This window comes from Kineosphaera limosa NBRC 100340 (assembly GCF_000298215.1).
In the GTDB taxonomy this organism is placed as follows: Bacteria; Actinomycetota; Actinomycetes; order Actinomycetales; family Dermatophilaceae; genus Kineosphaera; species Kineosphaera limosa.
Genome location: NZ_BAHD01000067.1, coordinates 1 through 11,956 on the forward strand (window position 1 = coordinate 1; position 11,956 = coordinate 11,956).

The window sequence follows — 11,956 nt, forward strand, 5'->3', positions numbered from 1 at the left end:
CGGTGCCGCCCGTGGCCCCGGTGGCGCCGGTGGCGCCGGGCCCGGCGGGTCGCCCGCCCCGTCCGCTCTGGACCCTCCCCCGGTCGGTGCGCGACCCCAGCCGTCACGACGGGCCGGACCCATCCGCGACGGCTGCGCCCGCGGTGCGTTGGTCGGGCTGCGGGCCGTGCCGTGTCGTCAGTGGCCCGGTCAATGGCCCGGTCAATGGCCCGGTCAATGGCCCGGTCAATGGCCCGGTCAGTGGCCCACTTGTCACCTCCGGAGGCTGCTCGGTCGGCGCGTCGGTCGTATGGCCGGCACGCGCTGAGTCCTCGCTCAGCGGCAGCGGCGCCCGAGCGATCGGCACCCCCGCGTGCCGCGGCAGCGTGAGGCGGAATCGGCAGCCGCCGCCGGGCGTGCCCCACACCTGCAGCCAACCGTGGTGCAGGCGGGCGTCCTCGAGGGCGATGGCCAGGCCGAGACCCGTGCCGCCGGTCGTGCGGTTGCGTGAGGGGTCGGCCCGCCAGAAGCGGTTGAACACCATCGCCGCCTGGCCCGGCTGCAGGCCGACGCCGAAGTCGCGCACCGCCACTCCCACGGCGTCGGCATTGGCCGCCAGCTCGATGTGCACGGGACGCCCCTCGGCGTGCTCGATGGCGTTGACGAGCAGGTTTCGCAGAATCCGCTCCACCCGACGCGGATCCATGTCGCACGGATACGGCTTGTCGGCGCCGAGCACCCGCACACGCACGCCCTTGTTGTCGGCCAGCGACGCGGACGCCGCGACGACCCGATCGACGACCGCCCGCAGGTCGACCTCCTCGACATCCAGCACGGCGCCGCCGGCGTCGAACCGGGAGATCTCCAGCAGCTCGCCGAGCAGCTCGTCGAAGCGATCCACCTCCGCGAGCAGCAGCTCGGTGGAGCGGGAGACGGGCGCGGCGAAATCGGCGCGGGCGTCGTGGATGACCTCGGCCGCCATCCGGATGGTCGTCAGCGGGGTGCGCAGCTCGTGCGAGACATCGGAGACGAAGCGTTGCTGCACGCGCGAAAGATCCTCCAGCTGACGGATCTGGGTCTGCAGGCTGTCGGCCATGTCGTTGAAGGAGCGCGCCAACGTCGCCAGGTCGTCCTCACCCTTGGCCCGCATGCGCTCGTTGAGCCGACCGGAGGAGAGCCGGCCCGCGACCTCCGCCGCCTCGCGGACCGGATCGACGACCAGGCGGGTGACGAGATAGGCGATGAGGCCCACGAGGATCACGAGGACGAGGGCGCCGAGCACGAAGGTGCGCAGCATCATCGTCATGATGTCCTGCTCCCGGTCGAGCGGGAACACGAAGTACAGCTCCTGCCGACCGGCCTGGGGCACGAGCACCTGCTGGCCGACGATGACCGCCGGCACCGTTCCCTCACCCCGCGACACGCTCACCAGTTGGGTGTGTTGGTGGGTCGGGTCGGCGGCGATCGCCTGGCGTAGTTCCGTCGGCAGCACGGTGGCGTCGGAGCCGATCGACATCGTCGGCACCCGCTCGGGCCCCCGAGTGTTGTCGATCGCCGGGGTGAGGATGACCTCGCGGGTCTGATCGGGGGTCTGGGAGGACTGCTGCCGGATGAGGCTCCAGGCCAGCTGCCGGATGCTCTCGGGGTCCAACTGATCGGTCGAGTCGAGCTTGGCCTGGATCTCGCTGGCCCGGTAGGCGGCGTCCTCGCGAGCGGTCTGCGTGCGGGAGTCGACGAGGCCGTCGGAGATGCGCTGGTAGAGAAACGTCATCAGCAAGACCATGACGATGAGGCCAAGCAGCATCGTCGTGGAGACCACCCGGAACTGCAGGCTGACCCGCCACCAGTGCAGGATGCGACGCACGGACCGCAAGACCCAGATCCGGGCCCGCCGCGACCCGCGACGCAGCCGTAGCCCGGCGCTTCTGCCGCGCCCCCGCAGGGTCATGCCAGAGAGTTCATGCCAGGGGCCTACGCGGGCCCGGCCTTGTAGCCCACGCCGCGCACCGTCACGACGATCTCGGGATGCTCGGGATCCTTCTCGATCTTGCTGCGCAGCCGCTGGACGTGCACGTTGACCAGGCGGGTGTCGCCGGCGTGCCGGTAGCCCCAGACGTGCTCCAGCAGCACCTCCCGGCTGAACACCTGCCACGGTTTGCGCGCCAGCGCCACGAGCAGATCGAACTCCAACGGGGTGAGGCTGATGACCTGGCCGTCGCGCTTCACCGAGTGACCCGCGACGTCGATGACGATGTCGCCGATCAGCAGCCGCTCCGGCTCCGGCTCGTCGCCGCGACGCAGGCGGGCGCGGACCCGCGCGATGAGCTCCTGCGGCTTGAACGGCTTCACGACGTAGTCGTCGGCACCGGACTCCAGACCCACGACGACGTCGACGGTGTCGGTGCGGGCGGACAGCATGACGATCGGGACCCCGGACTCGGCGCGCAGGCGGCGGCAGACCTCGATGCCGTCCATCCCGGGCAGCATGACGTCGAGCAGCACGAGGTCGGGCCGAAACTGGTGGAACGCCTCCAACGCCGACGTGCCGTCGGCGACGTGCGCGACCTCCAGCCCCTCGTTGCGCAGCACGATGCCGAGCATTTCCGCCAGTGCCAGGTCGTCGTCGACGACGAGCACCCGAGCCTTCATCTCTGCCTCCCCTTCGAAGTCGTCATGCGCTTGCCCCTCACGGTCCCCCCGTCACCCTCTCGAGAATACCCAGCGGGCCGTTACCTGCGTGTTACCCGGCGTGTCCCTGCCCCACGCCCCCGGCGGCGCGCGGCGCAAACACTGCCCGACGCGCGGCAGCGGCGGCCACCGCGTGGGTGACCGCCGCTGCCTGTGTCGCTGCTCAGTAGCAGAGCCTGCGGGCCTCAGTCGCTAGCGCTCCCTCGGGTCCTCAGCTCCTGGCTCAGTAGCGGTAGTGCTCCGGCTTGTACGGGCCCGCGACGTCGACGCCGAGGTACTCGGCCTGCGCCTTGGTGAGCTCGGTGAGCTGCACGCCGAGGGCGGCCAGGTGGGCGCGGGCGACCTTCTCGTCGAGGTGCTTGGGCAGCACGTAGACGTCCTTGTCGTACTCGCCCTGCTTGGTGAACAGCTCGATCTGCGCGATCGTCTGGTCGGCGAAGGAGTTGCTCATGACGAAGCTCGGGTGACCCGTGGCGTTGCCGAGGTTGAGCAGGCGACCCTCGGACAGGATGATGATCGAGCTGCCGTTCTCGAACGTCCACTCGTGGACCTGCGGCTTGATCTCCGTCTTCGTGATGCCGGGGATCTTCGCGAGGCCGGCCATGTCGATCTCGTTGTCGAAGTGGCCGATGTTGCCGACGATCGCCTTGTTCTTCATCGCGGCCATGTGGTCGGCGCGGATGACGTCGAAGCAGCCGGTCGTCGTGACGAAGATGTCGGCCTGGCCGACGACGTCCTCGAGGCGGGCGACCTGGTAGCCGTCCATCGCGGCCTGCAGCGCGCAGATCGGGTCGATCTCGGTGACGATGACGCGGGCGCCCTGGCCGCGCAGCGACTCGGCGCAGCCCTTGCCCACGTCGCCGTAGCCGGCGACGACGACGGTCTTGCCGCCGATGAGCACGTCGGTCGCGCGGTTGATGCCGTCGATGAGGCTGTGGCGGCAGCCGTACTTGTTGTCGAACTTGGACTTGGTCACCGCGTCGTTGACGTTCATCGCCGGGAAGAGCAGCTCGCCGGAGCGCGCGAGCTCGTAGAGGCGGTGCACGCCCGTGGTGGTCTCCTCGGTGACGCCCTTGATCTGCTCGGCGACCTTCGTCCACTTGGTCGGGTCCGACTCCATCGTGCGGCGCACCAGGGCCTTGAAGACGGTGAACTCCTCGGAGTCCTCGTCCGTGGTGGCGGGCACCTGACCGGCGAGCTCCCACTCGCGGCCCTTGTGCACGAGCATCGTCGCGTCGCCGCCGTCGTCGAGGATCATGTTGGCGAACTCGCCGTTCGGCCAGGTCAGGATCTGCTCGGTGCAGTCCCAGTACTCCGGCAACGTCTCGCCCTTCCAGGCGAAGACCGGGACGCCCTGGGGGTCCTGCGGAGTGCCGTCGCGGCCGACGACGACCGCGGCGGCCGCCTCGTCCTGCGTCGAGTAGATGTTGCAGCTGGCCCAGCGCACCTGCGCGCCGAGCGCGACGAGGGTCTCGATGAGCACGGCGGTCTGCACGGTCATGTGCAACGAGCCGGCGATCCTGGCGCCGGACAGCGGCTTGGACTCGCCGTACTCCTCGCGCAGCGCCATGAGGCCGGGCATCTCGTGCTCGGCCAGGCGGATCTGGTGGCGGCCGGCTTGCGCCAGGGCAAGATCGGCGACCTGGAAGTCAACGGACATGGAGCAACCTTCTGGTGTGATGTGCGGTTGCCCGGCGCCGCCCGTCTGGGCCGCAACGTGACTGCGGGGCCCCCTGGCCCCGAGTCTGCTGACGCTGCTGTGGGTCATCACCCGCGCCGGACGTCACCGTTCAGGATACCCAGGCCGTCGCCGGCCCGTGCCCCCGTCTCACTCCTGGTCGGGCGCCGAGACAGGCATCGCGACAGGCACGGCGAAGGCGATGACGTTGTCGGCGTAGCGGCGGCCCTGCGGGGTCTGGACGACCGCACCGCCGCACGTGACGATCGCCAGACGGCGGGGTCCGCCGGCGGTGAACTCCGGCAGGTCGTCCTTGGGCGTGGCGATCAGCGACACGACCCTCCAGGCCGTGGGTCGCCCGGTGTCGTCGGAGACGACGACGAGGCTCTCGGGGGCGATGCGGTGCAGCGGGTACAGCGCGCCGAGGTTGCCGTGGCTGTCGACGTGCCCGGCCAGCACGCTCGTGCCGGAGGTGGCGTGCAGACCGGGGCCGGTGGACCAGAGCGCGACCGTTCGCACGTCGCCGGGGACCACCAGCTCGCCCCCCGCGTCGAGTGCTCCGGGGACCACCGCCGCGTCGATCTCCAGACTGTCGATGACGAGCCGGTCGGGGGCGAAGGTGCGGTCGGGGGTCGCGGTCGGCATCGACCCCGATGCCGGGGCCGCCACGCTGAACTGCTGCTGCGGCAGCGGCGCTTCGGCAGGTGGCGCGGCGCCCAGCCCGAGCGCGATGAGCGCACCCCCGCCGAGGATGCCGACCGCGCACGCGCCCATCGCGACGCGCCGACCGACCGACCCCAACCGTCGCCTGCGCGCCGGGGCGCAGCCGGGGGGCCGGTCGACCAGCTCGGTACTCACAACCGCGTCGCGCTCCGCACGCCGGCGTGCTCGCCGATCACGAGCCGTCCTGGTCCCGGCGTCGACCCAACACGATGAGGCCGGCCCCGGAGAGAGTCAGCGCGGCCGCTCCGGCTCCGAGCAGCCACGGCTGCACGGAGTCGTCACCGGGCAGACCCGTGTCGATGCGTCGCGGGGTGGACCCCGACGCCGGCGGTGTGTAGCCGCCGGCCACCGGGGTGGTCGCCCGTCGCGTCGGCGTTGCGGCGCTCGTCGGAGTCGCCGTGGTGGTCGCCGTGACGGTGACCGTGCTGGTCGGTGAGTCCGTCGGCGTGTCCACCGGGGTCGCCGGAGCAGTCTGGGTCGCCGTGCTGATGGGCGTCGCCGGAGCTGTCGGCGTCGCCGGAGCGGTCACCGTCACCGTCGAGGTCGGCGACCCCGGCACGGTGACGGTCGCGGTCGGCGAGCCCGGGACCGTGACGGTCGGCAGCGCCGGGATGATGATCGTCGGGTTCGGCGCCGGGACGACGGTCACCGTGATCGTCGGCATCGGACCCGTCACGGTGACGGTCGGCACCGGCTCCGCCGGAATCGTCACCGTCGGGCCCGGCTCCCCCGGAATCGTCACCGTCGGGCCCGGCTCCCCCGGAATGGTCACGGTGGGGCCGGGGACTGTCACGGTCGGCCCTGGTTCACCCGGAATGGTCACCGTGACAGTGGGTGTCGACGGCTCGCCCGTCGGGGTGGTCGGCTCGTCCGTCGGCGTCGTCGGCGAGGTCGGGGTCTGGCCGCTGCCGGCGCCGCCGGAGGAGGCGTTGAGCACGTGATTCACCGTGTAGGTGCCTCCCTTGGAGACCTTCACGGTGGCCGTGTTGCGGTAGCTCTGAAGCGTCGGGTCGGTCAGCGACGACCAGCCGAGCAGATAGGGCACCTTGCCGATGTCCGCGGTGTGCGTCTGCATCGTGAGTTCGAGCTTGTTGGCACTACAGGTCTTGGTGTACCGATCGGGCCCGATCGTGCCGATGTCGTCGAACTGCCCGGTGTTCTTGGACGACCACCGCACCAGGATCGAAGCGCAGTCCAGCGCCTGCCCCGGGCCGGGCTCGTCGATGAACGTGATGGTGCCGCCTGCGGTCTTGTCGGTGACCCGGGGCGCGGCGATCGCCCACAAGATGACGTCCTGAGCGGGGCGCGGCGGATTGCTTCGCAATGGGTTGGTCCAGGTCTGCCACTTCGTGCCCGAGTTCGAATAGTCGCCACGCACGACCACACCGACATCGACCCTGTCGCGGAACACAGCGTCGCCGACCTGGAACTCGAATTCCTGATTTGGCCCGGGCCGCACGGAGTCGGCGAAGTTCACCAGGAACCAGGCGGTACCAGACACATTCTCGTGGGTGTCGACGAAATCGGTGAGCGTAAAGGTCACGACCTGCCCGCTCACCACTGCGTTCGCAACGAGGGCACCGTCGGGGTCACGCAGCTCGAACGTCTGGCCGCTCAGGGCGCGCAGGGTGTCCGGCAAGGTCAGCGAGAACGTGTCACCGCCGTTCGCCGTGTCCGGCACCGCCCAGGTCAGGTCGAGGCGGATCGACGAGTTCTGCGGAGCAGTAGCTTCTTTGATGCTCACACCGGTGATGGCGCCGGACACTTCGTCAGCGTTGGCGGGCAAGAGTGGTGCTGCCGTCAGAAGGCCGGCGGCCAGCATGGCGCACCCCAAGCGGAGCTGGGCGCTCCGGCCGACACGCACGACGCGAGTTGCACGCGCAGGGGAGTTCAACGACATCTTCGTGTCCTATTCATCACGCGCGGACCTAAACGCCCGCCCCCGAACCCTGAATTCTTGGACGGTTGCCCAAGAACATAGGAGGACACCCGTCCAACACATTCCCCCCGCAATTGGCGGCCTCACCGCGAGATATTAGCAGCGGATTCACCGGGAACAGTTGAGCTGCATACAGATTCGCCGGTTAAGGAAACGGCGAGGCCGATAAGGGGTAGCCCGCCATGGCGACGGAAATCACCCCGAGAACCCCCGGGACTACCGCTTTTGCCTGATTTGACCGATATTCGGTCACGCGGCGGTCACGGGCGACTGTCCCGCGGGCAGCGACCGGGAGATGAACGTCACACCCCCTGGGCGAGCCATCAAGGGCTTGTTATCGGCGCCAAATCCGTTGCCGCAGCTGCGAAGTCAGCCCAGTTCTGGCTGCCTCAGCGGGGCTCACGCGCCTGCGCGGGGCTCGGGCAGGCCCAGCAGTGCGTTCTCGACAACCTCGGCGAGGGCGGGGTGGATCCAGTACTGGCCCCGAGCGACCTCGTGCGCAGGCTGCCCGAAGGTCATCGCCTGAATGAGCGGCTGAATGAGGCTGGAGGCCTGGTCACCGACGAGGTAGGCACCGAGCAGGCGGCCATCGCGGGGGTCGGCGACGACGGTGCAGAGCCCCTCTCGATCCTCCATGGCCCACCCGTAGGCCACGTCACCGTAGCGCTGGGTGAAGTCGATGTACCTCGTCCCCTCCTGCGTCAGCTGCTCTCGGGTCTTGCCGACGGTCGCGATCTGCGGGCTCGTGAAGACCGCGGCGGGCACGTAACGGTGATCCATGGCCCGCAGGTCGTCCGGGTGCACAAGGTTGTGTGCCACGACCCGCGCCTCGTGATTGGCCACGTGCTTGAGCAGGTACGGCGAGCTCACGTCGCCTAGGGCCCACACTCCAGGCGCGCTCGTGCGGCCGTACTCATCGACCGCGACCCGGCCGTCCTCGCGCAGGTCTACGCCGCCCGCGGGGCAGCCGAGGTCCTCGGTGCTCGCGCGGCGACCCGTCGCCACGAGCAGCAGATCGGCCTCGACGCAGGTGCCGTCTCCCAGCTGCGCAACGATGCCCCCGTCGGCCCCCCGGGTCAGCCGTTGCACCGACTCCTCCAGTCGCACATCCCAGCGGTCGGAGGCCAGGGCGGTGAAGTGCTCCGCCACGCCCTTGTCCAGATGCCGCAGGAGCCGCGGTCCCCGGGCCACCACCGTGACCGCCGACCCCAGCGAGGTGAAGATGTGGGCGAACTCGGCGGCGATGAAACCGCCACCGAGGATCAGCAGCCGCGGCGGCACCTCCTCGATCCGCATCACCGTGTCGGAGGTGTGGAACTCGACACCCGAGTCCCGCACGACCTCCGGGACCACCGCGTGACTGCCGGTCGCAATCACGACCTGATCGGCGCTCAACCGGGCGGTGCCGCCCGCCCGCAGCGCGACGTCGACCTGGCGCTCCCCCACGAACCTGCCGTGCCCTTCATAGGCCGACGTATCGGGGCCGGTACGGCGGTACTCCAATCCCGCGGCCGAGATCGGGTCGATCCGCCCGAAGACACGGTCGCGGATGTCGCGCCAGCGCACGTCGTCGAGCCTGCCGTCGACCCCGAATCGCGGCGACGTGGCGATGGCGTCGGCCAGGTCCGCCGAGTAGCTGAACATCTTGGTGGGGATGCAACCGACGTTCAGGCAGGTGCCGCCGAAGACGCCGTGCTCGACGATGCCGACGTGCCGCCCCTCCCAGTCGCGGGTGACCAGGGTGTTGCCCGAGCCGCTGCCCAGGATCAACAGGTCGAGATGCTCGCGCTCTTGGCTCACGTCGGCTCCTCCTTCAGATGTCGACGGCGCTGCCCAGCCGTGGCCGGCTCAGCCCATCGTGTGGTCGCGCAGGGCGGTGATGTGTCGAGAGACGGCGGGGTCGATGCCGAGGCCGAGCGCCAGGTAGGTGGCGACGAAGTCGGTCTGCGCCAGAAGGCCGGCCAGCCGGGTCAGGGGGTGGGCCGGTTCGGCGGTGATCGTCGCCAGCCGCACCCCGGCCTCCTGCGCGGTCTGCAGCACCGCTTCGGCCAGCGCGTCGAGGTCGGCCTCCTCGGGGCTCGTCGGCGCGGGGCGCGGGGCATCTCGCAGCATCAGCAGCCCGAGGCGCGGCATGGCCGGTCCGTCGAGGAAGGGATCGGCGAAGATGTCGTCGCCGCCGGCCGGCACGGCGACACCCTGCCCGCCACCGGCGGTGAACGGGCCGTCGAAGGTCGCGACGACCTGGCTCGCGGCGTCGGGCAGCTCGCCGTGGGTGGCGGGGATGCGGGCGGTCCGGGCTAGCATCGAGGCGGCCCGGTTGGCGGCTACCCCGGCCAGGGGCCCGTCGCCGAGCACGACCGGCACGGTCTCCGCGAGGGTCATGGCCAGCGCCTTGGCCGGATTCACGAACGACTCCGAGCTGGGGCGGCACGCCTCCGCCTGGTCGTCGAGCCGCACCGCCGTCTCCAGCAGGGTGTCTTCGCGGACATCGATGAGACCCATGGCCCCGGCACCCAGCAGCACTGGGGTCAGCAGCGACCACAAGGCGGTCCGCGAGTTGATGCGCTCGCGACCGATGTCGACGTGAATGCCGCGGGCCCGATGGCACACGGCGGCCAGAGGCGACTCCGCGGCGCCGACCGTCAGCAGGGAGGCGCCCCGCCGAGCGGCCTCCGCGGCCACCGCCAGCGGCCCGCGCGCCCGCCCCGAGAGCGAGACTGCGACGACCAGGTCGAGCGGACCCACCCAGCCGGGCAGCGGCACATTGCGACGCACCGACACCGGGACCGGCGATCCGGGCTCGGCCAGCACGTCGAGCACGTCGGCGACGACCGCCGACCCGCCCAGGGAGGCGACGAGCACGGAGCGGGGCCGGTCCAGCGACGCGAGCCGCTCGATACCCGACTCTTGCGCCAGGGTGATGGCCTCGCGAACCTGCGCGCCGGCCGTGGCCAACGCCCGTAGCGTGCCGCGGCTGTCGCAGGCCGTCAGCCGGCTGACGTCATCGAGCAGGGCCTCGTCGATATACGGCATCGCTTTCTCGCCTCCAAGTCTCGTCGCATCGCACCACGTGGTCGTGGCGCCTGCTAGTCGCTCAGGACCCGGGCCTCGTCGGCCAGCAGCACCGGGATGCCGCCCTCGACCCGGTAGGCGCGCCGGACCCCGTCGGCGTCGGCCTGGCTGGCCTGTAGCTCCGGGGTGCCGTCGGGGCCGACGCCGTCGACCAGCTCGGACTTGGTCACCGGGCAGCGCAGGATCTCGCGCAGCCAGGGGTCGATCGTCGCGGTCTTGTCCGTGCTCATCTACGATCCTTCGTTTCGTGGGGCATCTTGTGACATGGACCTGTCACAACTTGTACTGCGTGCTTGACTCAACGCCTTCGGCGTCATCGAGGGGCGCGCACGATCCGCAGGATTTCGTCACGCACCTGCGTCATCGTCGCCTCGTCGACGGCCTCGACGTTGAGCCGCAGCAGCGGCTCGGTGTTGCTGGGCCGCAGGTTGAACCACCACATCGGTGAGCTGGTGTCGGCGTTGGCGACCGTCAGCCCGTCCACCTCGTCGATGTCGACGGTGCGGCCCTGCGACCACTCGCGCACCGCGTCGGTGGCAGCGGTCACCGACGCAACGGTGGAGTTGACCTCCCCGGAGGCTGCGTAGCGCGAATACGGGGCCGCCACCTGCGACAACGGCTGCGGCTGGGAGCCGAGCGCGGCGAGCACGTGCATGGCCGCGAGCATGCCGGTGTCGGCGAACCAGAAGTCGCGGAAGTAGTAGTGGGCCGAGTGCTCGCCCCCGAAGACCGCTCCCTCGCGGGCCATCTCGGCCTTGATGAAGGAGTGCCCCACACGAGTGCGCACACCGCGAGCACCAGCCTTGGCCACGGTCTCGCGCACGATGTGGCTGGAGATGACGTTGTACACGATCGCGACGTCAGCGACCGGTGTCCCGCCCTGCACCGCCCGGTCGATCTCGCGGTCGGCGACCAACGCCGTGATCGCCGAGGCGCTGACCGGCTCGCCGCGCTCGTCGACAACGAAGCAGCGGTCGGCGTCGCCGTCGAACGCCAACCCGAGATCTGCGCCGTGCTCGCGTACCGCCGCCTGCAGATCGAGCAGGTTCTCCGGCTCCAGCGGGTTGGCGTCGTGGTTGGGGAAGGTGCCGTCGAGCTCGAAATACAGCGGCACGACCTCCAGGGCCGACACGCTGTCCAGCACTGCGGGGGCGGTCAGTCCGGCCATGCCGTTGCCGGCGTCGACGACGACCTTCAGCGGCCGGATGCCGGAGAGGTCGACGAGGGAGTGCAGGAAGGCGGCGTAGTCGCCGAGCATGTCCCGCTCCTTGATCTGGCCCGGGCTCGCCGTGCTCTCCGCCTCGCCGACGCGCTCGAGGCTGCCGCGCTCGACGATGGCCTGGGCGACCTTGGTGATGTCGGCCAGACCAGAATCCTGCCCGACAGGGCGGGCGCCGGCGCGGCACATCTTGATGCCGTTGTACTGGGCGGGATTGTGGCTCGCGGTGAACATGGCGCCCGGAAGGTCGAGGGCGCCGCTGGCGTAGTAGAGGCCGTCGGTGGAGCAGAGCCCGATGATCGTGACGTCGAGTCCGTGCGCGGCGGCACCCTGCGCGAAGGCTCGGGAGAGTTGCGGCGAGCTAGGGCGCATGTCGTATCCGATGACGATGCCGCGGGCACCTTCGGGGATCGCGACGACCGTGGCGAACGCGCTGCCGATGGCCCGCGCGACCTGCTCGTCGAGTTGCTCGGGGACGAGTCCGCGGACGTCATAGGCCTTGATGAAGTCCGACAGGTTTGGCGTGCTCACGCCCCGAAGCCTACCTGGGCTAAAGGTCGGTGGAACCGGCAGACGTGGGCCGCAGGGACCGCAGGTGGCCCCGTTGCGTGCCCGACCAAGCGCGACCGCCCTGCGCCGGAGCCGGGTATCCCGCAGC

General features: G+C 70.4%; 9 protein-coding genes. All 9 read right to left on the reverse strand.

Features of this window, described 5'->3' with window-relative positions; translation table 11 throughout:
* Positions 1 to 103: 103 nt before the first annotated feature.
* A complete protein-coding gene (gene mtrB, locus KILIM_RS16815; protein ID WP_006593932.1) occupies positions 104 to 1,927 on the reverse strand; it encodes an MtrAB system histidine kinase MtrB in 1,824 nt (607 codons plus the stop codon).
* Positions 1,928 to 1,950: 23 nt separating this feature from the next.
* Positions 1,951 to 2,628: an MtrAB system response regulator MtrA gene (gene mtrA, locus KILIM_RS16820; RefSeq protein ID WP_006593933.1), complete on the reverse strand. Its 678-nt coding sequence runs from the start codon at positions 2,626 to 2,628 to the stop codon at positions 1,951 to 1,953.
* Positions 2,629 to 2,890: 262 nt separating this feature from the next.
* Positions 2,891 to 4,327 (reverse strand): adenosylhomocysteinase, encoded by a 1,437-nt coding sequence (ahcY, locus tag KILIM_RS16825; RefSeq protein WP_006593934.1) that lies wholly within the window; start codon positions 4,325 to 4,327, stop codon positions 2,891 to 2,893.
* 168 nt (positions 4,328 to 4,495) lie between these two features.
* Positions 4,496 to 5,203, reverse strand: a complete 708-nt coding sequence (locus tag KILIM_RS22645; RefSeq protein WP_157551783.1) for a class F sortase — start codon at positions 5,201 to 5,203, stop codon at positions 4,496 to 4,498.
* A gap of 37 nt (positions 5,204 to 5,240) precedes the next feature.
* On the reverse strand, positions 5,241 to 6,833 hold the full coding sequence (locus tag KILIM_RS22650) for an Ig-like domain-containing protein (RefSeq protein ID WP_157551784.1): 1,593 nt from the start codon (positions 6,831 to 6,833) through the stop codon (positions 5,241 to 5,243).
* Between the two features lie 573 nt (positions 6,834 to 7,406).
* Positions 7,407 to 8,807, reverse strand: coding sequence for a mycothione reductase (locus KILIM_RS16840; RefSeq protein WP_006593937.1), 1,401 nt, complete (start codon positions 8,805 to 8,807; stop codon positions 7,407 to 7,409).
* Positions 8,808 to 8,855: 48 nt separating this feature from the next.
* Positions 8,856 to 10,040, reverse strand: coding sequence for an SIS domain-containing protein (locus KILIM_RS16845; protein ID WP_006593938.1), 1,185 nt, complete (start codon positions 10,038 to 10,040; stop codon positions 8,856 to 8,858).
* 53 nt (positions 10,041 to 10,093) lie between these two features.
* Positions 10,094 to 10,309: a Trm112 family protein gene (locus KILIM_RS16850; protein WP_006593939.1), complete on the reverse strand. Its 216-nt coding sequence runs from the start codon at positions 10,307 to 10,309 to the stop codon at positions 10,094 to 10,096.
* 83 nt (positions 10,310 to 10,392) lie between these two features.
* A complete protein-coding gene (locus KILIM_RS16855; RefSeq protein WP_006593940.1) occupies positions 10,393 to 11,829 on the reverse strand; it encodes a phosphomannomutase/phosphoglucomutase in 1,437 nt (478 codons plus the stop codon).
* Positions 11,830 to 11,956: the final 127 nt, after the last annotated feature.

What these genes read in the sequence shown, in the direction of transcription:
- mtrB (WP_006593932.1), bottom strand. Translation starts at nt 1,927, where the DNA reads ATGACCCTGCGGGGGCGCGGCAGAAGCGCCGGGCTACGGCTGCGTCGC.
- mtrA (WP_006593933.1), bottom strand. Translation starts at nt 2,628, where the DNA reads ATGAAGGCTCGGGTGCTCGTCGTCGACGACGACCTGGCACTGGCGGAA.
- ahcY (WP_006593934.1), bottom strand. Translation starts at nt 4,327, where the DNA reads ATGTCCGTTGACTTCCAGGTCGCCGATCTTGCCCTGGCGCAAGCCGGC.
- KILIM_RS16845 (WP_006593938.1), bottom strand. Translation starts at nt 10,040, where the DNA reads ATGCCGTATATCGACGAGGCCCTGCTCGATGACGTCAGCCGGCTGACG.
- KILIM_RS16850 (WP_006593939.1), bottom strand. Translation starts at nt 10,309, where the DNA reads ATGAGCACGGACAAGACCGCGACGATCGACCCCTGGCTGCGCGAGATC.